The sequence below is a fragment of the Picosynechococcus sp. PCC 8807 genome (assembly GCF_001693295.1).
Classification (GTDB): domain Bacteria; phylum Cyanobacteriota; class Cyanobacteriia; order Cyanobacteriales; family MRBY01; genus MRBY01.
Window position 1 is genome coordinate 1,083,739 of sequence record NZ_CP016483.1, and the last position, 21,742, is coordinate 1,105,480.

Below are 21,742 nucleotides of genomic sequence, written 5' to 3' on the forward strand. Positions count from 1 at the left end.
AAGAATGATTCTGTCAAATCGCTAACATTTACTCGGACTAAATTTTTATTCCGGGCGATATTTCTTAAACGCAAGGGTAACGTTATGGCCGCCAAATCCAAAAGAGTTAGAAAGGGCAACTTCAACTGGGTGTTCACGGCTTTCGTTGGGAACGTAATCTAAATCGCAACCTTCCTGGGGATTTTCGAGGTTGATCGTCGGCGGAACGCGATCATTGGCGATCGCCATCACTGTGGCCACCGCCTCAATGCCCCCAGAGCCACCCAAAAGGTGGCCGGTCATAGATTTTGTCGAACTCACTAAAATTTTGTAAGCCTGGTCACCGAGGGCTTTTTTAATGGCTTTCGTTTCTGTGATGTCATTGGCTGGAGTGCTGGTGCCGTGGGCATTCACGTAGTTCACTTGGTTCGGAGCCAAGCCGCCATCCTTGAGCGCCAATTCAATCGCCCGGGTTGCCCCAGCGCCGTCGGGGGTTGGTGCCGTCATGTGGTAAGCATCGCAGGTCATGCCATAACCAACGATTTCCCCGTAGATTTTTGCCCCCCGTGCCAGGGCATGCTCTAGCTCTTCCAGGATTAAAATGCCCGCCCCTTCACCCATCACAAAGCCATCGCGATCTTGATCAAAAGGACGACAAGCGTGTTTCGGATCATCATTACGGGTCGATAACGCCCGGGCCGAGGCAAATCCCGCAAAACTGAGGGGGGTTACAGCTGCCTCGGTGCCCCCAGAAATCATCGCTTTCGCGTAACCCTGTTGGACGAGTCGGAAAGCTTCCCCAACCGCATTGGAACCTGCGGCACAGGCCGTCACAGTACAGCTATTGGGGCCTTGGGCACCGGTATGGATCGCCGTCAATCCCGCCGCCATATTAGCAATCATCATCGGAATCATGAAGGGGCTACAGCGGCTGGGGCCTTTCTCCAGGTAAATTTCCTGCTGGTCTTCCATCACCTTAATCCCGCCGACGCCAGTGCCGATCATTACGCCGATATCGGGGGCATTGTCAGCATTGATCTCTAGGCCAGCATCGGCGAGGGCTTGTTTACTGGCAGCCACGGCGAACTGGGAGAACCGATCCATGCGTTTCGCTTCTTTTTTCGGGATGAATGCGAGGGGATCAAAGCCTTTTACTTCACCTGCAATGCGACAGGCATGTTGGGAAGCGTCAAATGCGGTCACGAGGTCAATGCCATTGCGACCGGTCATGAGTCCTTCCCAATACTCCTCTAGGGTATTACCAATCGGGGTGATCGCACCTAAACCGGTGATTACAACGCGATACGGAGATGAGTGTGCCATGGCTGATTTGAGTGGTTTTGCAGTGGGAAAAAAGGCTTGTGCATCCAAAGGAAGCGACAATCAATCATAAAAACTAGCGAGAAAGCCGCGATAACTTTTGGAAGTTCGCAGCTCTGGAAGTTGAGGTTAAACTGACTAGACTAAATGGCTTAGTTGGCGCCAGTTTTTTCAGCGATGATGTTAACTGCTTCTCCCACCGTAGTGATTTTTTCAGCAACATCGTCGGGAATATCGATATCAAATTCTTCTTCGAAGGCCATGACCAGCTCGACTGTGTCGAGGGAGTCTGCATCAAGGTCACTGATGAAGTTTGATTCGGGGCTTACGGAGTCAGCATCGACATCCAGCTGATCAACGATAATATTTTTAATTTTGTCAAAAATTTCCTGGTTCATTGATGATTCCTAAAAATCTACCTGAGCGGTTCCCATACTTTGTTAAAGAATATGAGCGCTCATAAATTTAGCATTTTGTTGTGCTGACTAAAAATAGACTTATTAAATTAACATAAGCTGGAGTTTATTGTATCGGATGCTGGTTCCCTTCCGAGGCGATCGCCGCAAAAATAATTTTTTAGAGATGATTGTCAGGGAGGAAGGCAAGTGGATAAACTGATTGGGGTATTTCAGAGAATATATAAAGCATGTCAGCCATCCGCACGCTACACCAACAACTCATTTCAAAGGAACGTTCTGCTGTCGAAATTTTGACGGAAACGTTTGCCCATATCGAAGCGGTGGAACCCAAGGTTAAAGCGTTTTTGACCCTGACTAAGGAGCAGGCCTTGGCCCAGGCGGCACAAGTGGATGCAAAAATTGCAGCGGGGGAAACCATTGGCCTCCTAGAAGGCATTCCCATTGCGATTAAGGATAATCTCTGTACGAAAGGCATTCAGACGACCTGTGCTTCGCGCATCCTCGAAGGCTTTGTGCCGACCTATGAATCGACAGTCACCCAGAAGTTGCAGGAAGCTGGGGCGATCATGGTGGGCAAAACCAATTTGGATGAGTTTGCCATGGGGAGTTCGACGGAAAATTCTGGCTATCAAGTGACGGGTAACCCTTGGGATGTAACGCGGGTACCGGGGGGATCCTCCGGGGGGTCAGCGGCGGCAGTGGCAGCGGGAGAAGCGCCGATCGCCCTGGGTTCAGATACTGGCGGCTCGATTCGACAACCGGCGTCTCTATGCGGGGTTGTGGGCCTTAAACCGACCTATGGCCTGGTGTCTCGTTTTGGCTTGGTGGCCTATGCGTCTTCTCTGGATCAAATTGGCCCCTTTGCGCGGACGGTGGAAGATACAGCAATTCTTTTAGAGGCGATCGCCGGCCATGATCCCAAAGATTCCACCAGTTTAGATGTGGATATTCCCCAATATAGTCAGTTACTCCAGCCGGAACTCCCCAAGGATAAGCCCCTCAAGATTGGCATCATCCAAGAAACTTTTGGGGAAGGGCTCGATCCAGAAGTGGCTGAAGCGGTTCAAAAGGCGATCGCCCAACTCCAGGAACTCGGTGCCGAAGTCGAAACCATTTCCTGTCCCCGCTTCCGTTACGGCTTACCCGCCTACTACATTATTGCCCCGTCCGAAGCCTCTGCAAATTTGGCCCGTTACGATGCCGTCAAATATGGCACCCGTAATGCTGCAGCCGATAACCTTGTTGATATGTACACCCAAACCCGGGCCGCTGGTTTTGGCCCCGAGGTAAAGCGCCGGATTATGCTCGGCACCTATACCCTCTCCGCTGGTTACTATGATGCCTACTACCTCAAAGCCCAGAAAGTACGCACTTTAATCAAAGAAGACTTCGATCAAGCCTTTGCCAAAGTGGACGTGCTCATTTGTCCCACTTCCCCCAGCACCGCTTTCAAAGCTGGCGAAAAAACCGACGATCCCCTCAGTATGTATCTTTCTGACTTGATGACTATTCCTGTCAATTTGGCTGGTCTGCCCGCCCTGAATCTGCCCTGTGGTTTTGATGCCCAGGGACTCCCCATCGGGATGCAACTGATCGGCAATGTTCTTCGAGAGGATCTCTTACTTCAGGTGGCCCATGTCTATGAACAGGCAACGGCTTGGCACCAGAAAGAACCCCAACTCTAAAAAGCCTTTACACAAAACAAATTTAACAAATTCAACTTATCAGTCCCCCTCAATCACTGCAGGGGGATTTTTTTATGCCGTAAATGCCGCAGCAGAGCCCCAATCATCAAGATAAAAAAAGCGAACAGATGACCTGTTCGCTAATCAATCAACTAAACATAAATTGAAGCTATACCTATCTAGCAATAGGCAAGTTGATATAAATTACTTAACGCTTGCTTTTGCACCAGCATCTTCAAGCTGCTTCTTGATGGCTTCAGCATCTTCTTTGCCAGTACCTTCTTTGATGGGCTTGGGCGCAGATTCAACCATTTCTTTGGCTTCCTTAAGACCGAGGCCAGTGATGCCACGAACAACCTTAAGAACAGCGATTTTCTTGTCAGCGGGAACTTCGTCGAGAATAACGTCAAATTCAGTCTTCTCTTCAACTTCCTCAGCAGCAGCAGCACCAGGGGCAGCCATTACCATGCCACCAACGGGAGCAGCAGCGCTAACGCCAAAGGTTTCTTCGATTTGCTTAACTAATTCAGCTGCTTCAAGCAGGGTTAGAGATTGCAACTTCTCCAAAATTTCATCGGTAGTAGCAGACATTTAATCTATCTCCTTAGTGAATAAAAATTACGTTTAGAACAACGAGAAAATTAAGCCGCCATGACATAAATCACGCGACGTTGAGGGTTAGGCTGCTTCTTTTTCGGAAACAGCTTTGATGGCTCTGGCCAAAGAACCCGGTACTTCGTTGATGCCGATGGCGATTTTTGCAGTAACTGCATTGATCGCACCTGCAATCTGACCGTAAAGTTGGTCTTTGGTGGGCAGATCACCGAGGGCTTCGATTTGGTCACTGGTTAAAGCTTGACCTTCCATAACGCCGCCACGAAGTTCGGTTTTCTTCGTTGCTTTGCGGAATTCTTTGTAAGCTTTAACGGCGGAGGCAACATCTTCTCCAGCAATTAAAAATGCGGAGGAATCTTTTAAGAGAGATTGCACGGGTTGCCACGTTTCGTCACCATCAACGGCAATATGCATCAGCGTGTTTTTCGCAATTTTGCAATATGCCCCGGCAGGACGAAGACGGTTACGCAAATCAGTGATTTCCGCAACGGTTAAACCCTTGTAATCAATCACAAAAGTAAGTTGTGCATCCTTGAGCAGATCCTTGATCTCAGCAACCAATTCTTGCTTATCTGCTAGCGATTTTCCCATTCTGTTCTCACCTCCTTTTTGGGGAAAGGTTATTAAAGTAGGGACAAAAAATAGACCCCAGCGACAATGCCAGGGTCACGCTCTTCTTCCAAGCAAACTTGGAAAAAAACTTGTTTAGTCTTGTAGCGTTTTACCTCGGCAGGATATTAAGCGATCGCCCCTGCTGTCTCTGGCATGAATACAAATCTATTTAATTGTTTTACCTAAGACGACCTAGGCTTTTTCTTCAATGGAAAGATCCCGGAGGGCGTTGATATCCACCTGGATTGAAGGTCCCATGGAAGCAGAGACATAAATGCTCCGCCAGTAACGACCTTTGGCCCCAGAAGGACGATTCCGGTCGATGGTTTCCTGAAGAGCCTTTAAGTTTACCAGAAGATCTTCCGCAGCGAAAGAGGATTTACCAAAAAGCACGTGGACAATCCCTGCACGGTCAGCCCGGAACTCTTGTTTACCAGCCTTAAATGCGGCGATCGCCGTGGCGACATCCGTAGTCACAGTGCCACCTTTGGGCGAAGGCATCAAACCACGGGGGCCAAGCTGACGACCCAAACGAGCCACCTTCGGCATCATATCCGGCGTTGCGATCAAGACTTCAAAGTCCATCATGCCCTTCTGGATATCTTCGATGAGTTCCTCAGAACCAACAAGATCCGCACCGGACTCCTCTGCAACCTTTACCTGTTCACCGCTAGTAATGACGGCGACCCGCACAGACTGACCAGTACCTTTCGGAAAAGCAACAGTCGTTCTCAACTGCTGATCCGTGTACTTCGGATCAATCCCTAAACGGATGTGGGCCTCAGCCGTTTCATCAAACTTAGCTGTGGCAGTTTCTTTCAAAAGGGTCAAAGCTTCTAGAGGCTCATAGGCTCTATCTTCAACCTTTTCAAGCGCCTCACGAAGCCGACGAGATAATTTTTTTGCCATACTTACTCCTTGGGTACATAACGAGACACACGCCTCTCCCCAAACATAAAGATTAAAAACTTAACTGTTGTATTCAGTTTCCAAGCAGTTACTAATCCGTAACTGTAATGCCCATATTCCGCGCTGTACCGGCAACAATGTTCATTGCTGCTTCGATATCGTTCGCATTCAAATCAGGCATTTTAGTTTGGGCGATTTCCTGGAGTTGTGCCCGGGAGATAGAACCCGCCTTCTGCTTATTAGGCTGGGCAGAACCTTTCTCAACCCCGGCTGCCTTACGAATCAAGACAGAAGCGGGGGGCGTTTTCAGGATAAAGGTGAAACTCCGGTCTTCATATACCGAAATTTCCACCGGAATAATCATACCTGCCTGGTCAGAAGTCTTTGCGTTGTACTCCTTACAGAAGGCCATGATGTTGACCCCATGCTGACCCAGGGCTGGCCCAACAGGAGGTGCAGGGTTGGCCTTACCCGCAGGCAAGGCTAATTTAATTACCGTAACAACTTTTTTTGCCATCGCTAGCTCTGTTTTTCCACTTGAGTAAATTCAAGTTCTACTGGCGTATCTCGACCAAAGATCGACAATAGAGCTTTCAGTTTGCTGCGCTCAGGGCTGACTTCAATGATCTCGCCTTCAAAATCCTTAAAAGGACCAGAAAGCACAAGAATTTTGTCGCCAATGGCCATATCGACTTTGACAGTCGGTTCAACAACCTGAGCTTGTTTAAAGATGCGCTCTACTTCAGACTTACTGAGAGGCACGGGTTTAACATGGCCCCGTCCCCGACCGTAGCTACGCTTCTGTTCGGCCCCAACAAAATTAATCACATGGGGCGTATTTTTGATAACCTGCCAAGCTTCATCATCTAGGGTCATCTGAATCAAGACATAACCAGGAAAAACCTTTTCTTCTCCATGTTGCCGACTGCCATCCTTACGGATTTTGACGGTTGGGGTTTGGGGAATCTGAACCTGAAAGATCCGATCCGCCACATCGAGAGTATGAATCCGTTGTTCAAGGTTTGCTTTGACTCTTTGTTCGCACCCAGATGCAACTTGGACGGCATACCAACGCGGTTTGGGTCCAGCTTGCGTTCCTGTGTATTCTTCTGAATGTTCCATAGAAAGTTAAAGAGTCTTTTAAAATACAGCACCTGAAACGAAAATGAAGAGATTGTCTACGACGTAGATAACAGTCGCAACAAGAATCACCATCAAAATGACAGCGGCAGATTCACTAATGAGCTGCTGGCGAGAGGGCCAAACAACCTTAGCTAATTCTTCTTTTGTTTCATTGGCGTATTTCGTAACATCGAAACCTTCGGGCTTATTGGCTTCAGTCTCGACGGTCTTCTTTGTTTTGGCCACAATCAGAAACTCCTCCCAGAGCCACTGCAATACTTCAACTAAAGTTTAATGTAAATTGAAACGCGCCCTGGAGGACTCGAACCCCCGACATCAGGTTTTGGAGACCTGCGTTCTACCAACTGAACTAAGGACGCTTGGGTACTTGCTCTTAACAAGCCTTAGCAATCTTAGCACAGGTGGCAAGCTTTGTGCAAAACATTTTGAGCGAATCAAATGGATTACAAAAAGCCTAGATCGGGCGATCGAAACGTTGCTTGATCCGAGTTGCCTTACCAACGCGATCGCGCAAGTAATACAGTTTAGCCCGGCGGACTTTACCACGACGGATAACTTTGATGTTATCAACGAGGGGAGAGTGCAACAGGAAGACCCGTTCAACACCAATCCCTTGGAAGATTTTACGCACAGTGATGGTTTCGTTAATCCCACCATTGCGCATGGCAATAACGGTACCTTCGTAGGGCTGAACCCGTTCTTTGGTACCTTCCTTGATTTTGACTCCGACTCGAACGGTGTCGCCCACGTGGATGGTCGGGAGATCATCCTTGAGCTGTTCCGCTTCGATGGAGCGAATGATTGCTTCAGCGTTCATGGTTTTTCAAAAAACTCACAATTTATCAGTATATGTACAATACAACTTAAAGTCAAAATAAAACTCAGTTCCCTAAATTTAAAAGCTTAATAACTTCAAAAAAAAGTGAGCCGAAATCGACCCACTCTAAATACTCTTAGTTGTGAAGAACAACAATTCTCGGAAATCTCAATTTAAAAACTAAATCTAGTCCGAATTGCACCCACCACAATGGTGTCATTATTATCGTTATTGTTGGGGTTGAAAATGACATAAGCACCAGGAGTAATAGTGATATTGTCGTTCAACTTATAACGATACTGGAGCTCAGCAAGGTAAGAAGTGTCATCATTTTCACCAAGCGCATCAACGCCACTAGCGCTAGTTACCTTAGGCGGTTGACCGAAGATGAAGCCAAGAACGTTGCCATCGCCACCGACATCGAGGAGAGCCGCATTAACAGCCCAGTTCCAGATGTCTGCCTCGCCATCTCCTAATTCAAAGTCGGCTTTGGTGTAGCCAACCCAACCAGCAAGATTAAAACGAGAACCAACCATCCAACTACCTTCAATGCCGAAATTGTTAGCAGTCGTCGCTAAATTCCCAAAAGGACGTCTGGGCAGGCCATCGATAGTACTAGCGCTGAGGTTAACCGCATCAGATTTCTGGTATGTGTTGGTATAGGTAAACGCCAGATCAATCTTGTCGGTGGGAGAGAATGCTAGCTGAGCCCCAGTGACATAGCTACCATTAAAGAGACCATTCTTTTCTTCTGGATTATTGACGTCGCCATCGTCAGTCAAATAAATACCGGAGAGAGTAAATCTATCACTGAGATTGTAGTTGAAACCGACACCAGCACCGTCAGAACCACGTAAAGTGAGCGGGTTACGGCGGCCAAAACGAGACAAAGCACCATCACCACTGCTTTCAAAATAAGGGTTAGTCGCAGTAAAGACATCATCGATACCCATGCCAATGGCACCTACGTAACCACGGGCTCTGGAACCGACAGGGAACCGATAATACAACTTAGAAATTTCGACATCATTCCCGTTATCACCGTCAAAACCAAGACGAGCAGTACGAGTTCCAGTCGCATCATTTAACTCAGCAACATTACCAGCTTCCAAACGAGTACGGAGGCGGTCTCTGCCAGTGAAGCTAGTGTCGAGATTTAGACGAACACGGTTGCTGAAAGTAATTTGATCATCAATGTCTTCGCCATCACTGTCAGCTTTCTCTTCACCGAAGGCACCAACAAGGTTAAAGAGCACTTCCCCGCCGAGTTTGGTGGTAGTGGAGAATTGGTTGTCTTCAAGGAATTCAACGCGGCCTTCAAGGTCATCAACACGAGCACCGAGGGTCGCAAGTTCGGCCTCAAATTCGTTCACGAGACGACGGAGTGCAGCGAGATCTTCGGGGGTTACTTCAGAAGTACCACTTTGAATCATCCGCTCGATCTGCTGTAAACAAGCGTTTAGACCAGCAGCAAATTCATAACGGCTGAGGGGACGGCTACCACGGAAAGTGCCATCGGGATAACCAACGATACAGTTGTAGTTTTCGACTAGGTTGCGCAGTGCGTCAAAGGCCCAGTCAGAAGGAGAAACATCGCTGAGTTGGAAAACGCTATTAACCTGAGCGATGTCGTCTTGGCTATAGCTGTTGATTTGATCGAGAAGTTCAGTGTTGGCTTGGGCAGTGCCAGAAAAAGCTACGGTTGCACCTAGGGCAACGGAAGCGCCACTGAGAAAAGTTCTCACTGTTTTAGACATATTCGATTGAACCTCACACCTGAGATATTTTTTGACTTTGAGCTTGGGCATTTATGTTATTGATAAGCATGTTTTATTACTGCAAATCATTTTCAAAACGCCGCTTAGCAGTATAGCACCAGAAATTCACAACTTTCAATATCTGTAAAGTTGGATACGGGCTAGTTTATGGTTTGATGCACCTCTAGTGAACCAAAGGAGGATTAATATCGCCTTGATGTTGGATTAATGGCAGGTTAAAGATTCAAAAATAGACGGACGGTGGTGTGTTGGAAATGTGACAAAAAAGTTGACATAAACACGAAAGCGGTTAAGAAAATGCGTAAAGAGGCTTTCTAGGGGGATTCTCTCGCTACAGTGAAATTATTGGCAGAGGCGACAGGCGATCGCCCCAGGCCATGTAATTTTAGACAATGGGAAATTCAACTATGCAAGGACTTAACGACTGTCTCCGCCATAAGGTTGCGTATGTGGCGATCGGTGAATTTAAACCTGGACGGTTTGCCCAGGCCCAAACCCTCTATGAAAAAATTGTGTCCAGCTATTCAGAGGGATTCCAAGGGGCTTTTTTGCTGCAAAAAATGGGGCCAAACAGTGATCAAGGCATTGCGATGATCCTTTGGGACAACATCGAGGATATGGATAAAAATCAGACGGAGCTTAGCCAAAAAATTATGGCGAAAATGAATCCTCTCTTTGCAGAACCGCCAGAAACAGATTTTTACCAGGTTTGCAGTGAGGTTCAACCATAGGGAAGGAACTTCTGCCGAGCGGCGATCGCCTTTCCCAAGGAAGAAGTACTTTCAGCCTATGGCCACCTTTCCCAGGGCAGAACCCCTTCCGGCCTGCGGCCACCTTCCCCAGGGAAGGATTTATTAGCTTTCGGCGGCGAGTTGTTCGAGTTGAGCCTGTTGGTCTTGGGAAATGCAAGCCTGGAGCATATCCTCAATATCTCCTTCTAGGGCCGGGGCTAAGGAAAAGTTTTGGCCTAGGCGGTGATCTGTGACGCGATTATCTTTGTAATTGTAGGTGCGAATTTTTTCGGAACGGGCTCCGGTACCCACCTGGGATTTGCGCATGGAACTGACTTCCTCTTGCTGCCGCTGGAGTTCCATCTCATAGAGCTTTGCCCGGAGAATTTGCATTGCCCGCTCTCGGTTCTGTAATTGCGATCGCTCTTCTGTACAAAAGACGCGGATTCCCGTCGGTTTGTGGAACAGGTCAACGGCCGTTTCTACTTTGTTGACGTTTTGTCCCCCGGCCCCACCGGAACGGGCGGTGGTCATCTCAATGTCCTTAGGATCAATTTCTACTTCGACATCATCAACTTCTGGCATCACAGCAATGGTTGCTGTGGAGGTGTGAACCCGCCCCCCAGCTTCGGTAACAGGTACCCGCTGGACTCGGTGGACGCCAGCTTCATATTTTAATTTGCTGTAAACCTGTTCCCCTTGAATTTCTAGGATGACGGCCTTGAAGCCCCCCATGTCGGCGGCCGATTCACTCAGGAGTTTCACCCGCCAGTTTTGACCTTCGGCATAGCGAGAATACATGCGGAGCAGATCCCCAGCCCAAATGCTCGCTTCATCGCCCCCTGTTCCGGCGCGAATTTCTAACATGATGTTCTTTTCGTCGTTGGGATCTTTGGGTAACAGCAGAATCTTCAGACGATTTTCGAGGGTATCAATGGTATTTTCGAGTTCCTCGACTTCTAAAGCCGCCATTTCCTTCATTTCGGGATCTCCAGCGGATTCTTTGAGAATTTCTTTGGCACCCCGGAGTTCTTCTTGTGCTTCTTTCCACTGATTGAAGGTATTTACTGTTTCTTCGAGGGAGGAGCGAATTTTTGCCACCCGTTGTAGCTCATCGGGGTTCGTCGCGATGTCGGGATCGGCCAGGCGTCGGGTCATTTCCTGGAAGGTTTGTTCGACGGACTTTAGTTTATCGAGTAAGTATGCTTCAGCCATAATGCACAGAACGTTTTTACGCTAGGGGAAGGAAAGAGATCCCTAAAAAACAAAGGAACCCAGCAGGGGGCTGCCGGGTTGGGAAAACTCAAGGAAATACCTATTTCTGGTCGTCGGAATTGTTGCTGAGCATACCGTACTTCCGGAGGAAACGGTCTACACGACCTTCGGTATCGATAATCTTTTGAGTTCCGGTGTAGAAGGGGTGGTTACCAGACCAAATTTCAACGTTGATTTCAGGTTGGGTAGAACCAATCGTCATCACAACTTCACCGTTACAGATGACTTTGGCGTCTGGGTACCATTCGGGATGAATATCAGCTTTGGGCATGGGAATTATTCTCTAATCAATTTAGTTTAATAAAATGCATAAAGGCGATCGCCACAGTAGCCATAACGAACGCCAGACCAAATAAATTAACGCTTGGAGAACTGAGGCGCTTTGCGGGCCTTGTGTAAACCGTACTTTTTCCGTTCTTTACAGCGGGGGTCACGGGTCAAATAGCCTTCAATTTTTAAAGGCTGGCGGTTGTCTGGATCCAATTCACACAGCGCACGAGCAACACCCAGCTTCACAGCATCTGCTTGACCAGTCAAGCCACCACCATGGGCATTCACAAGAATGTCATACTCGCTTTCTAGGCCCAAGGTTTCCAGGGGAGACTTTAGCACCGCAAGGTAACCAGGAATCCGGTTGAAATAATCTTCCCCGGAGCGGTTGTTAACAACAACTTTGCCAGAACCAGGTACAAGGCGTACCCGGGCAATGGATGCCTTACGACGACCTGTTCCCCAGTAAATAGGGCGATCTTGAGTAGCGGTTGCGTTCATTAGTTATCTCCTCTGGGAATAGTATTGATGGTCAGAACTTCGGGTTGTTGGGCGGCATGGGGATGTTCAGTCCCAGCATAGACTTTTAGCTTGGTGAACAAACGACGACCGAGGGCATTTTTCGGCAGCATTCCTTTCACTGCTTTTTCGATAATGCGCTCAGGAATCCGGTCTTGCAGCTGATTAAAGGTTTCAACTTTCATCCCACCAGGACGACCGGAGTGACGACGGTAGAGCTTTTGCTCAGGCTTGCGACCCGTCACAACCACTTTTTCGGCATTCAAGACAATCACAAAATCCCCAGTATCCATATGGGGAGTGTATTCCGCTTTGTTCTTGCCCCGGAGTACTTTGGCAACTTCGCTGGCTAAACGACCCAAGCGTTGGTCAGCAGCATCGACCACGTACCATTTCTGGTCGAGGGTTTCTTGTTTCGGTAAAGGTGTCTTAATCATAAAATTTTTGCGCTAGATGACGCATAAGGAATTCAACTAATGAGTTAGTAGAAAAGTTGGCTGGGTATCAAACCAAATATGGGGTGGAAACAAAGGCTCAGGATAACCAACCCTAAGTAAACATAAGCCTTTTGCTGGGGCTGAATATTTTACAAGGTGTCGCTTCTCATTTTTCCAAATATCTTGGAATTGCGCTAAAGAAAGTTTACCTTGTCCAATGTCCACTAGCATCCCGACCAGTAGGCGAACCATCCCATACAAAAACCCATTGGCTTGAATTTCTATATGAATAAAGGAGCCTCGACGGGAACATTCTGCTGCCTGTACATTGACCCATGCATGGGATCGCTTGGAACCAGTCCGTTGAAAAGCAGCGAGGTGATGTTCACCCAATAGGGGCGTCAGGGCTGCTTGGATGAGAGTCTCATCGAGGGGGGCTTGGTAATAATGCCAAGCATAGGGCTGAATGAACAGGTTTGGGGTTGGGTGGGTATAGATGGTGTATCGATACCGTCGCCATTGGGCAGAAAATTGTGCGTGCCAATCCTGGGGAACTTCGCAAGCACCACGGATATTGATATCGGGTGGCAGGCGATCGTTGAGGATTTTGGCCCATTTATAACCAGGGATTAGGCTTTCACATTCAAAGTGGGCGAATTGTCCGGCGGCATGGACACCACTATCGGTTCGGCCGGCACCATGAATTGTGATTTTTTGGCCGACAACGGTGGAGATCGTCTCTTCAATGACGGCTTGCACTGTTCTTTCTGCTGTTTGCCGTTGCCAACCACAAAAGTGAGTTCCGATATATTGGATGACCAACGCGATGCGTTTTCTGGGGTTGGCTTGGGACATGGGCATGGACAGTTAGCAGATTAATCTGGGTTAGACTAATTCGATAATTGCCATTTCTGCGTTGTCACCGCGACGCCGAACGGTGCGCACAACGCGGCTATAACCCCCCTGGCGATCGCCATAGCGATCTTTTGCTTGGGCGAACAGGGCATGGACAAGATCTTTGTCGTACATATAGCCCAAAGCCCGACGACGGGCAGCCAAAGAACCATCTTTTGCCAAGGTGATCATGCGATCCACTTCAGAACGAACCGCCTTAGCCCGCGCTTTGGTGGTTTTTACTTGGCCATGGCGAATCAGTTGAGTGGTGAGGGCACGTAAGAGGGCCTTCCGTTGATCCGCCGGTCTCCCCAATTCGGGAACGCGACAACCGTGACGCATTTTTTCTTCCTCCCTAGGATGTAAACAGTACAGTCAATGAAAAATCAAATAAATTTAAACTTACTTCGCCGTTTTTTCTTCCGGTAAAGTAATGCCTAAACGGGTTTTGAGGGCGTCGATCACTTCTTCTGCTGATTTTTGACCAAAGTTTTTGATTTCTAGCAAATCTTCTTGGCTATAGTCTAAAAGATCAGCGACAGAGTTGATTTGCGCCCGCTTGAGACAGTTGTAAGCCCGTACCGATAGCTGTAATTCTTCGATGGGAATTTGGCTGGTGGGGTCTTCGTCCTCTTGCAACTCATCTTGGATGGCTTCGAGGGTGAGATCCTTGAGGGGATTAAACAGTTCAACGGCGATCGCCGCTGCCTGGGATAATGCTTCCTCTGGCTTAATACTGCCGTTTGTCCAGATTTCGAGAGTTAGGCGATCGCGAACCGCGTCTCCCTCACTATGGATACTATCGACGCTATAGTTCACCTTAGTGACTGGCATGAACACCGCATCAATCTGTAGAAAATCTAAAGCAGTGGCCTCGTCCCGATTCCGCTGAACGGCGCGATAGCTTTTCCCCTTCTCGATCCGAAACTCCATTTCCAGCTTTGCACCATCAGCGAGGGTCGCAATATACTGGGTCGGGTCTACGACCTCCACCTCAGAAGGCAGATCAAACTGAGCCGCAGTCACCTGACCAGGGCCAGTGGCTGTTAAACGGCCAATCTGGGGCTGATGGGTGTAGCTCTTGAGAATGATTTCCTTCATGTTGAGGATAATCTCAAGGGCATCTTCCCGCACACCAGGGATCGTCGCGAACTCATGGTTCACGCCACCAATCCGCAGCGCTGTTACGGCGGTTCCTTCTAAGTTAGACAGTAGAATTCGTCTGAGGGAATTGCCGAGGGTTGTTCCTTGACCCCGCTCTAGGGGTTCAAAGACAAACTTGCTATATTGACTTTGATTTTTGTGTGTTTTGCTTTCTACACACTCGATTTGAAACTGTGTCACGCTTTTTCTGATCTCCCGTTTTTCGCGATCTGAGCCAGGCACCAAGCCTTCAGACAAGATGGATATTTACTTGGACTGATTTTCCTGTTGTCAAGAATTCAGTCGCAGAGGATTTATACCCGTCTACGCTTGGGCGGACGACAACCATTGTGGGGAATGGGGGTAACATCGCGAATCAAGGTAATCTCCAAACCAGCGGCTTGTAGAGCACGAATCGCAGTTTCACGACCCGCACCGGGGCCACTCACCATCACTTCGATTTGGCGCATTCCTTGTTCCATTGCGCGGCGAGCTGCGTTATCAGCGGCAGTTTGGGCAGCAAAGGGAGTCCCTTTTTTTGCCCCTTTAAAACCACTTGCACCGGCAGAAGACCAGGACACGGCATCGCCTTTGGTATCGGAGATGGTGACGATTGTGTTGTTAAAGGTGGATTGAATGTGGGCAACACCGTTGGGGATATTCTTTTTAACCTTCTTAGGGCTGCCTTTCTTTTGTCGTGCCATAATTTTAATCTGTAGAAGATAGGATAAATGCGTAGCTTTGTGAGGTAAAACTCAAGGGATTAACGCGGTGCTTTCTTCTTACCGGCAACAGTGACGCGACGACCACGGCGGGTGCGGGCATTGGTCCGGGTTCTTTGACCACGTACGGGCAAACCTTGGCGATGACGACGGCCCCGGTAGGTGCCGATGTCCACCAGACGCTTGATGTTCATGGACTCTAGACGTCTGAGATCCCCTTCAACTTGGTAGTTATCGGTAACGTAAGACCGGAGCTTAAGAGCATCTTCGTCAGATAGATCCCTTACTCTGGTGTCGGGGTTTACCCCGGTGTTTGCGATGATCTCCTGGGCTCTTGATAAACCAATGCCATACACATAGGTCAGGGCAATTTCAATGCGTTTATCGCGGGGAAGATCAACACCTGCAATTCGTGCCACGATTTTTTCTCCCTAAATGAACAATTTCAATAATTTATAAGTTACGGAATAAATGCCTCAGCGACTTCTACGGTTTACCCTTGACGTTGCTTGTGTTTGGGATTGGCGCAGATCACCATGACACGACCGCGACGGCGTATCACGCGACATTTATCACACATTTTTTTGACGGATGCTCGAACTTTCATAGGTTTTCAGGTTAGATTTAGCAATTTTCTATATATTGATTCTGCTATGAACCGATTGGCGATTAGCACAAAACTCCGCAAGCTTATCATCATAGCAAGTTTTTTTGCTATTGAATATAAGAAACGGATGGGATTGGCTTATTTTTTTCGGAGTCGGTAGGTGATCCGCCCTTTGGTTAAGTCGTAGGGGGTCAGTTCTACTTTGACGCGATCGCCCGGTAAAATTTTGATGTAATTCCGGCGAATTTTGCCAGAGATGTGGGCAAGCACATTAAAGCCATTGTCCAAGTCAACCCGGAACATAGCGTTGGGAAGGGACTCGGTGACGGTACCTTCCATTTCAATTAGATCTTGTTTAGACAAAACAAATAGATCTCCTAATAAATTTCATCAATCGGCATCGAATTCTAACCAGGAGTTATGAAGCGATCGCCTGCTCTAGGGCGGCGGTAACTTCTTCGAGGGAGCGATCGCCATCGACGGATTTCAGAGAACCCTGTTTTTGGTAGAAGTCAATAACTGGGGCTGTTTGCTCCCGGTAAACTTCTAAACGACGCCGAATGGTCTCCTGGTTGTCATCTTTTCTGCCACGACTTAGTAAGCGTTCTACCAATGTGGCATCGGGAACTTCCAAGTTAAGGGCAACGTCACATTGCTGCTTCAGCTCAGTGAGTAAGGTGTTGAGGAACTCGGCTTGGCTCACATTGCGCGGGAAACCATCCAAAATCCAACCCTGCTGGGCATCCTGCTCCTGTAGTCTTTCGCGAATTAAATTCAGAATTAGACTATCGGGCACTAATTCACCACGATCCACAAACCCCTGGGCCTGTTGGCCAAGTTCTGTTTGGTTGGCGATCGCCGCCCGGAGAATTTCGCCAGTAGAAATGTGGGGGATTCCACAAGACTCTGCCAAAACCTGAGCTTGAGTGCCCTTTCCAGCCCCTGGGGGCCCCAAAAAAATCAACCTTACTCCCTGAGCCATAACGCCTCTATTCCCATCCAAATTGCTTACTAAATCAACAAAGAGTTTAGATATTCCAGCTAATATCTAAACCCTGCTAAAAACACTATTGTTTAACCATGCCTTCATAACGCTGGGAAATAACATAGGTTTGAATTTGCTTGGCTGTGTCAATCGCAACCCCCACCAAGATGAGTAGGGAAGTGGCCCCAAAACCCCGTAGAGTTGTGACCCCCGTTGCCCCTTCGACAAAAGTAGGAACCGTTGCAACTAAGCCAAGGAAAATTGCCCCCAATAGGGTCAAACGATTGATCACTTTTTCGAGGTATTCACTCGTGGCCCGACCAGGACGAATGCCAGGAATACTAGACCCCATCTTCTTCAAGTTCTGGGCCATATCTACCGGATTCACGATCAAGGACGCGTAGAAATAGCTAAAAAAGAGAATCAAAGCGAGATAGACCAACACATAGGGAATTCTGCCCGGTTGTAGCAGTGTCGAAATTGTGGCGATCACTTGACCAAAGAACCCTTCCCCTGAGCCAGCCAGACCCGCCAAAGAAGAAGGCAGCACCAGAACAGCCGAGGCAAAAATAATCGGCATCACCCCACCCTGATTGAGCCGTAGGGGCAAGTAGCTTGTGCGTTCCCGATAGAGCTTACGACCCACCTGACGACGGGCAGAAACAATCGGAATCCGGCGTGTCCCTTCCTGCACAAACACAATCCCGACAATCATGATCAGAAAAACGACCAGCAGCAAAATGACTTTAGCAATCACTGCTCGACCACCAGTCTGGGCAAATTCAATAGTATTGCCTAAAGTTCTTGGTAATACGGCCACAATGTTGACGAAAATCAACAGAGAAGCCCCATTGCCTAAACCTTTTTCGGTAATCAGCTCAGAAATCCACATCACAAAGACAGAACCTGCCGTCAGTGCTAATGTGGTTTCCAACACGAAAGTAAAACCAGGATCTAAAGCATAGGGGCGCAGAATTTGCAGCGTAATCCCAAAACTTTGTAAAGCCGCCCAGCCCACCGTCACATAACGGATAATCTGGGAAATTTTACGACGCCCAGCCTCACCATCATTCTTTTGCATATCCTCAAGGGCAGGAATTGCTGCCGTCATGAGTTGCATAATAATTGAGGCATTGATGTAAGGGAGAATCCCTAGGGCAAAAATGCCGACAGCGGAAAGACCACCACCGGCAAATACATCTAGAAAGCCCAAGAGAGGAGAATTTTGGATCCCCTCACTTAGGGCCACCCGGTCAATGCCGGGGATTGGAATAAAAACGCCAAACCGAACAAGAACCAAAAGACCAAGGGTGACAAGCAGACGACCCCGAAGGCCAGCGGCTTGTGCCATTTGCATAAAGGTTTCCTGGGCGGTTGGTGTTTTTTCGCGACTGACAACCATAGTGATGTTCTCTTCGGGAGTTTACGTAATGAACAGTTCTAAGAAGTATTAAGCAACCTTGATAAATTCTAACTTAGTGCTTTGTTCCCGAATTTTTCTAGGCTTCACAACTGCCGCCAGCCGCCTCGATTTTTGCTTTAGCGCCGTTAGAAAACGCCGCTGCAGTTACTTTGAGAGCAACGGACAATTCACCATCACCAAGAACCTTGAGGGGGCCATCGTTAGTGGTGACAATGCCTGCTGCCATTAAGCTTTCAAGGGTAACTTCTGTGTTGGCTGGCAGATCAGCTAATTGAGCAACATTCACAATGGTGAAGTTTTTCGGATTCACGATGGTGAAGTGCTTTAGCTTCGGTACACGGCGGTAAAGGGGCATTTGTCCCCCTTCAAATCCAGCTTTTGTACCAGTACCAGAACGGGATTTTTGACCCCGCATGCCGAAGCCACAGCTTGCGCCTTGACCAGCAGCAATGCCACGGCCGACACGGCGACGACGCTTCTTTGACCCCGCTTTAGGGGATAGATTGGATAACTTCATGGTTTTTTTGAGTAAACGTTTTACTAATGTCCTTAGCCCGCCAAATTAGGGTTAGGCATAGATCCGTTCGATAGAAACGCCACGCTCTTGGGCAACGGAAGAGAAACTCCGGAGGTTACCCAATGCATCAACGGTCGCCCGAGCATTGTTCAGGGGGCTACTAGAACCCAATTGTTTGGCGAGAATATTTTTCACACCAGCGAGTTCGAGTACAGTCCGCACAGCACCACCAGCAATTACACCGGTACCGGGAGCAGCGGGACGCATCATTACTTTTGCGCCACCAGCAACGCCATTGATCCGGTGGGTAATGGTGTTGGTTTTTGTTAAAGGAACATCGACAACGTGTTTTTTCGCATCGGAGACACCTTTGCGAACAGCACCAATGACATCTCCTGCTTTACCGACGCCAACGCCGACCTTTCCGGTCTCATTGCCAATGACAACAATGGCGCGAAAACTGAGTTTCTTACCACCCTTGACAACTTTGCTAACGCGACGGATTTGGATCACACGCTCTTGCCAGTTTGTTTCTTTTTCTTTGTTCTTTGATGATTTACGACGCTTTGCCATAATTATTTTCCTAATGATTTCATCAACAGCTTAAAAGTCCAGACCGGCTTCTCTAGCGGCATCTGCTAAGGCTTTGACACGACCATGATAAAGGTTACCGCCGCGATCAAAGACGACTTTGGTAATGCCTTTTTCGAGGGCGCGCTTGGCAATGAGATTACCGACTGCAGTGGAAGCTGAGATGTTACCACCGGATGCGAGTTCGCCCTTGAGATCTTTGTCTAGGGTAGAAGCAGCCGCTAGGGTATGTTGCTTCTCATCGTCAATCACCTGGGCATAGATATGCTTGTGGGAGCGGAATACTGCTAAACGGGGGCGATCGCCAGTCCCTTCGACACGACGGCGAATACGGAAATGACGACGCTGCGTGAGTTGTTTGCGAGTTGCTTTCATCTCTACTTCTTACCTGCCTTACCAGCTTTACGTCTGATGTATTCACCTTGGTAGCGGATCCCTTTACCTTTGTAGGGTTCAGGAGGTCTGACAGCACGAACTTTAGCAGCCGTGTTACCCACAACCTCTTTATCAATACCAGAGATGATCACTTGAGTATTTTTTTCACCCATAGCCGCAGTCACGCCTTCAGGCATTTGCATTTCTACAGGCTTACTGTAGCCCACATTAAGGGTGAGCTTATTTCCCTGTACCTGGGCCCGATAACCAACACCGATAATTTCGAGTTGTTTTGAGTAACCCTGGGAAACGCCTTCAATCATGTTAGCCACAAGGGTGCGGCACAAACCATGACGTTCGCGGGCCGTCCGAGAGTTATCCACGGGGGAAACAACAACGGTGTTGTCTTCTTGGGTGACAGTTACTTTTTCGGGTAATGTCCGCTCAAGGGAACCTTTCGGGCCCTTAACCGCAACATTGGCACCATTGAGGGTAACGGTCACTTTGTCGGGGATGGGAATTGGTTTTTTACCAATACGAGACATTCGTTTTTCTCCTGATATCAACTTCAGCCACGATTACCAGACGTAGCAAAGAATTTCACCACCAATACCTTCTTTACGGGCTTGGCGATCTGTCATCACGCCTTTGGAAGTTGAAATAATCGCAATTCCAATCCCACCGAGCACGCGAGGCAAGTCTTTGTGGTTACTGTATACCCGAAGCCCCGGCTTACTTACCCGTTGAAGTTTTTGGATAATCGGTTGACGATTACGACCTTTGTACTTCAGGGAAATAACAAGGTGTTTTTCAATCCCTTCACCTGCTTCGGTGTAGTTGTCAATGAAACCTTCGTCCTTCAGCACTTCAGCAATGCTCCGGGTCATGCGAGTCATCGGGACTTTTGTGTTGTCATGCTGCACCATGCACGCATTACGGATGCGGGTGAGCATATCGGAAATGGTATCGTTAGCCGCCATTATTACCTTTAATCTCTCCTAAGATTTAGCTTTCACGGAAGGGCATACCCATTTCTCTCAGCAGCGCACGACCTTCTTCATCGGTTCTCGCGGTGGTGATGATGGAAATGTCCATTCCTCGGATTTGATCAATGGAATCGTAGTCAATTTCAGGGAAAATCAGTTGCTCACGAATCCCTAAGCTGTAGTTGCCACGTCCATCGAAACTTTTAGGGCTGATGCCACGGAAGTCGCGGATGCGGGGCAGGGCTAAGCTGATGAGACGATCCAAAAAGGAATACATTTTTTCGGAGCGCAGCGTCACCATCACGCCGACGGGCATCCCTTCACGAATCTTGAAGCCGGCGATCGCCTTTTTCGCACGGGTGATTACGGGGCGTTGACCAGTGATGGTTGACAGTTCCTTAATGGAAGACTCCATCGCCTTGGCATTAGAAGAAGCTTCCCCGAGACCCCGGTTCACTGAAATTTTGACAAGCTTGGGCACTTCATGGACATTGCTGTACCCAAACTGCTCCGTTAATTTAGGAACAATATTGTCTTGATAAAGGGTTTTGAGTCTTTGAGACATAGATTTTACGTTTAACCTCCCTGGGCTTGGTCAGGGAAAAACTAAATGTAGATAAAAATTTCAAGAAAAGCCGATTAGTCGATCACTTCACCGGTTTTCTTTAATACACGCACTTTACGGCCATCTTCAGTCAGCTGGTAGCCAATGCGACTAGCGACTTTTTCCTTCTCGGAATAGTGCATCACATTGGAGCTGTGGATCGGTGCTTCAAAGGTTTGAATCTGACCCGACTCACCTTCCTGTTGAGGCTTGACATGCTTGGTGCGGATATTGACATCCTTGACTACGACTTTGCTGGATTTGGGCAGAGTCTTAATGACTTCGCCTACTTTGCCTTTGTCGCGACCAGAAATGACTTGAACCGTATCACCCGTTTTCACATGCATTTTGTGACGTGTGGGGGTGGAACTTTTGCGTCCTGCCAT

Annotated in this window: 32 protein-coding genes, 1 tRNA gene and 1 other annotated feature; of the genes, 2 read left to right on the forward strand and 31 right to left on the reverse strand. The window is 48.2% G+C overall.

Annotation, left to right across the window (positions count from 1 at the left end; all coding sequences use genetic code 11):
* Nucleotides 1–45 precede the first annotated feature (45 nt).
* Both fabF and acpP read right to left on the reverse strand, forming a co-directional pair.
* Entirely contained in the window at nt 46–1,302 is a 1,257-nt protein-coding gene (fabF, locus tag AWQ24_RS05210) for a beta-ketoacyl-ACP synthase II (RefSeq protein ID WP_012306650.1), read from the reverse strand.
* A gap of 149 nt (nt 1,303–1,451) precedes the next feature.
* Nucleotides 1,452–1,697, reverse strand: coding sequence for an acyl carrier protein (gene acpP / locus AWQ24_RS05215; RefSeq protein WP_012306651.1), 246 nt, complete (start codon nt 1,695–1,697; stop codon nt 1,452–1,454).
* 248 nt (nt 1,698–1,945) lie between these two features.
* Here acpP and gatA point away from each other — a divergent pair, with 248 nt between their 5' ends.
* Complete coding sequence (gene gatA / locus AWQ24_RS05220) at nt 1,946–3,403, forward strand: Asp-tRNA(Asn)/Glu-tRNA(Gln) amidotransferase subunit GatA (protein WP_065716191.1); 1,458 nt, start codon at nt 1,946–1,948, stop codon at nt 3,401–3,403.
* 204 nt (nt 3,404–3,607) lie between these two features.
* Here the strand turns inward: gatA and rplL are convergent, their stop codons facing one another.
* The 9 genes from rplL to AWQ24_RS05265 all read right to left on the reverse strand — a co-directional run bounded on the left by rplL (nt 3,608) and on the right by AWQ24_RS05265 (nt 9,307).
* Nucleotides 3,608–3,994, reverse strand: a complete 387-nt coding sequence (gene rplL / locus AWQ24_RS05225; RefSeq protein WP_030007220.1) for a 50S ribosomal protein L7/L12 — start codon at nt 3,992–3,994, stop codon at nt 3,608–3,610.
* Between the two features lie 87 nt (nt 3,995–4,081).
* On the reverse strand, nt 4,082–4,609 hold the full coding sequence (gene rplJ, locus AWQ24_RS05230; protein ID WP_012306654.1) for a 50S ribosomal protein L10: 528 nt from the start codon (nt 4,607–4,609) through the stop codon (nt 4,082–4,084).
* Nucleotides 4,610–4,647: 38 nt separating this feature from the next.
* Nucleotides 4,648–4,800: a sequence feature (ribosomal protein L10 leader region), on the reverse strand.
* Nucleotides 4,801–4,822: 22 nt separating this feature from the next.
* Entirely contained in the window at nt 4,823–5,539 is a 717-nt protein-coding gene (rplA, locus tag AWQ24_RS05235; protein WP_030007219.1) for a 50S ribosomal protein L1, read from the reverse strand.
* 91 nt (nt 5,540–5,630) lie between these two features.
* Complete coding sequence (gene rplK / locus AWQ24_RS05240; protein ID WP_012306656.1) at nt 5,631–6,056, reverse strand: 50S ribosomal protein L11; 426 nt, start codon at nt 6,054–6,056, stop codon at nt 5,631–5,633.
* Between the two features lie 2 nt (nt 6,057–6,058).
* On the reverse strand, nt 6,059–6,661 hold the full coding sequence (gene nusG, locus AWQ24_RS05245; protein WP_012306657.1) for a transcription termination/antitermination protein NusG: 603 nt from the start codon (nt 6,659–6,661) through the stop codon (nt 6,059–6,061).
* 18 nt (nt 6,662–6,679) lie between these two features.
* A complete protein-coding gene (gene secE, locus AWQ24_RS05250; RefSeq protein ID WP_012306658.1) occupies nt 6,680–6,907 on the reverse strand; it encodes a preprotein translocase subunit SecE in 228 nt (75 codons plus the stop codon).
* Nucleotides 6,908–6,968: 61 nt separating this feature from the next.
* Nucleotides 6,969–7,041, reverse strand: a tRNA-Trp gene (locus AWQ24_RS05255).
* A gap of 95 nt (nt 7,042–7,136) precedes the next feature.
* Nucleotides 7,137–7,499, reverse strand: coding sequence for a 50S ribosomal protein L19 (gene rplS / locus AWQ24_RS05260; protein WP_012306659.1), 363 nt, complete (start codon nt 7,497–7,499; stop codon nt 7,137–7,139).
* Nucleotides 7,500–7,672: 173 nt separating this feature from the next.
* Entirely contained in the window at nt 7,673–9,307 is a 1,635-nt protein-coding gene (locus AWQ24_RS05265; protein WP_232318876.1) for an iron uptake porin, read from the reverse strand.
* Nucleotides 9,308–9,684: 377 nt separating this feature from the next.
* Between AWQ24_RS05265 and AWQ24_RS05270 the strand changes: the two genes are divergently transcribed.
* Nucleotides 9,685–10,008, forward strand: coding sequence for an antibiotic biosynthesis monooxygenase (locus AWQ24_RS05270; RefSeq protein WP_065716193.1), 324 nt, complete (start codon nt 9,685–9,687; stop codon nt 10,006–10,008).
* A 123-nt stretch (nt 10,009–10,131) separates the two neighbouring features.
* Here AWQ24_RS05270 and prfA read toward each other — a convergent pair whose 3' ends face one another.
* From prfA to rplX, 20 genes are all read right to left on the reverse strand, one after another.
* Nucleotides 10,132–11,223: a peptide chain release factor 1 gene (gene prfA, locus AWQ24_RS05275; protein WP_012306662.1), complete on the reverse strand. Its 1,092-nt coding sequence runs from the start codon at nt 11,221–11,223 to the stop codon at nt 10,132–10,134.
* Nucleotides 11,224–11,323: 100 nt separating this feature from the next.
* A complete protein-coding gene (gene rpmE, locus AWQ24_RS05280) occupies nt 11,324–11,554 on the reverse strand; it encodes a 50S ribosomal protein L31 (protein ID WP_012306663.1) in 231 nt (76 codons plus the stop codon).
* An 86-nt stretch (nt 11,555–11,640) separates the two neighbouring features.
* Nucleotides 11,641–12,054 (reverse strand): 30S ribosomal protein S9, encoded by a 414-nt coding sequence (gene rpsI / locus AWQ24_RS05285; RefSeq protein ID WP_012306664.1) that lies wholly within the window; start codon nt 12,052–12,054, stop codon nt 11,641–11,643.
* The gene (gene rplM, locus AWQ24_RS05290) at nt 12,054–12,509 is read right to left on the reverse strand and encodes a 50S ribosomal protein L13 (RefSeq protein WP_065716194.1); all 456 of its coding nucleotides are present in this window, start codon (nt 12,507–12,509) and stop codon (nt 12,054–12,056) included. Before rplM ends, rpsI begins: the two co-directional genes overlap by 1 nt.
* 36 nt (nt 12,510–12,545) lie before the next feature.
* Nucleotides 12,546–13,370, reverse strand: coding sequence for a tRNA pseudouridine(38-40) synthase TruA (truA, locus tag AWQ24_RS05295; protein WP_062433276.1), 825 nt, complete (start codon nt 13,368–13,370; stop codon nt 12,546–12,548).
* Between the two features lie 24 nt (nt 13,371–13,394).
* Nucleotides 13,395–13,745 carry a 50S ribosomal protein L17 gene (gene rplQ, locus AWQ24_RS05300; protein ID WP_012306667.1) on the reverse strand — a complete coding sequence of 117 codons (351 nt, stop codon included), beginning with the start codon at nt 13,743–13,745 and terminating at the stop codon, nt 13,395–13,397.
* Nucleotides 13,746–13,805: 60 nt separating this feature from the next.
* Nucleotides 13,806–14,747, reverse strand: a complete 942-nt coding sequence (locus AWQ24_RS05305; RefSeq protein WP_012306668.1) for a DNA-directed RNA polymerase subunit alpha — start codon at nt 14,745–14,747, stop codon at nt 13,806–13,808.
* A 113-nt stretch (nt 14,748–14,860) separates the two neighbouring features.
* Nucleotides 14,861–15,250, reverse strand: a complete 390-nt coding sequence (rpsK, locus tag AWQ24_RS05310; RefSeq protein WP_012306669.1) for a 30S ribosomal protein S11 — start codon at nt 15,248–15,250, stop codon at nt 14,861–14,863.
* A gap of 59 nt (nt 15,251–15,309) precedes the next feature.
* Nucleotides 15,310–15,687, reverse strand: coding sequence for a 30S ribosomal protein S13 (gene rpsM, locus AWQ24_RS05315; protein ID WP_012306670.1), 378 nt, complete (start codon nt 15,685–15,687; stop codon nt 15,310–15,312).
* A 74-nt stretch (nt 15,688–15,761) separates the two neighbouring features.
* Complete coding sequence (rpmJ, locus tag AWQ24_RS15890) at nt 15,762–15,875, reverse strand: 50S ribosomal protein L36 (protein WP_071819462.1); 114 nt, start codon at nt 15,873–15,875, stop codon at nt 15,762–15,764.
* Between the two features lie 138 nt (nt 15,876–16,013).
* Nucleotides 16,014–16,238 carry a translation initiation factor IF-1 gene (gene infA, locus AWQ24_RS05320; protein ID WP_006276978.1) on the reverse strand — a complete coding sequence of 75 codons (225 nt, stop codon included), beginning with the start codon at nt 16,236–16,238 and terminating at the stop codon, nt 16,014–16,016.
* 55 nt (nt 16,239–16,293) lie between these two features.
* Nucleotides 16,294–16,857 (reverse strand): adenylate kinase, encoded by a 564-nt coding sequence (locus AWQ24_RS05325; RefSeq protein ID WP_012306671.1) that lies wholly within the window; start codon nt 16,855–16,857, stop codon nt 16,294–16,296.
* 85 nt (nt 16,858–16,942) lie between these two features.
* The gene (secY, locus tag AWQ24_RS05330) at nt 16,943–18,262 is read right to left on the reverse strand and encodes a preprotein translocase subunit SecY (protein ID WP_065716195.1); all 1,320 of its coding nucleotides are present in this window, start codon (nt 18,260–18,262) and stop codon (nt 16,943–16,945) included.
* 97 nt (nt 18,263–18,359) lie between these two features.
* Nucleotides 18,360–18,800 carry a 50S ribosomal protein L15 gene (gene rplO, locus AWQ24_RS05335; RefSeq protein ID WP_065716196.1) on the reverse strand — a complete coding sequence of 147 codons (441 nt, stop codon included), beginning with the start codon at nt 18,798–18,800 and terminating at the stop codon, nt 18,360–18,362.
* A gap of 51 nt (nt 18,801–18,851) precedes the next feature.
* Entirely contained in the window at nt 18,852–19,373 is a 522-nt protein-coding gene (gene rpsE, locus AWQ24_RS05340) for a 30S ribosomal protein S5 (protein WP_012306674.1), read from the reverse strand.
* Between the two features lie 30 nt (nt 19,374–19,403).
* Entirely contained in the window at nt 19,404–19,766 is a 363-nt protein-coding gene (gene rplR / locus AWQ24_RS05345; RefSeq protein ID WP_062433282.1) for a 50S ribosomal protein L18, read from the reverse strand.
* Between the two features lie 2 nt (nt 19,767–19,768).
* The gene (rplF, locus tag AWQ24_RS05350) at nt 19,769–20,311 is read right to left on the reverse strand and encodes a 50S ribosomal protein L6 (RefSeq protein ID WP_030006185.1); all 543 of its coding nucleotides are present in this window, start codon (nt 20,309–20,311) and stop codon (nt 19,769–19,771) included.
* Between the two features lie 33 nt (nt 20,312–20,344).
* Nucleotides 20,345–20,746, reverse strand: coding sequence for a 30S ribosomal protein S8 (gene rpsH / locus AWQ24_RS05355; RefSeq protein WP_030006186.1), 402 nt, complete (start codon nt 20,744–20,746; stop codon nt 20,345–20,347).
* Between the two features lie 25 nt (nt 20,747–20,771).
* Nucleotides 20,772–21,317, reverse strand: a complete 546-nt coding sequence (rplE, locus tag AWQ24_RS05360; protein WP_030006187.1) for a 50S ribosomal protein L5 — start codon at nt 21,315–21,317, stop codon at nt 20,772–20,774.
* A gap of 74 nt (nt 21,318–21,391) precedes the next feature.
* Nucleotides 21,392–21,742 (reverse strand): 50S ribosomal protein L24, encoded by a 351-nt coding sequence (rplX, locus tag AWQ24_RS05365; protein WP_012306679.1) that lies wholly within the window; start codon nt 21,740–21,742, stop codon nt 21,392–21,394.